A 292-nucleotide genomic window follows, 5' to 3' on the forward strand; every position below is an offset into this window, starting at 1 on the left:
TTCTCCGCTAGCTGCTGACAGCTAACGCAGTACTGACAACCTGCGACTTTAATACGGCGCAGCTCTGGGATTTCATCGCCACACTCGTGGCACTCTTTCGCGCTTTCTTTTTGGCCTGTCTGCACTGACCGTTTACGTTGGCTTGCAATAGCCATTTCGGTGAATTTGGCTTCGTTACTACTGGCATGGTCGATAAAATCCGGCATTCGTTATCTCTCTGGTTAGGCTTAAAGCAGGCCGCGTGTGTCGTCTTTGCTTAGGTATGAAATACCATTGATGCGAACAAAGTGCG

1 protein-coding gene is annotated in these 292 nt (G+C 49.3%); it reads right to left on the reverse strand.

Translation table 11 applies throughout. The features are described from left to right. The coding region (locus A3712_RS21475) for a TraR/DksA C4-type zinc finger protein (RefSeq protein WP_063524996.1) at positions 1-206 on the reverse strand (206 nt) is incomplete at its 3' end. Positions 207-292 lie beyond the last annotated feature (86 nt).

It is taken from the genome of Vibrio sp. HI00D65 (assembly GCF_001635455.1).
Classification (GTDB): domain Bacteria; phylum Pseudomonadota; class Gammaproteobacteria; order Enterobacterales; family Vibrionaceae; genus Vibrio.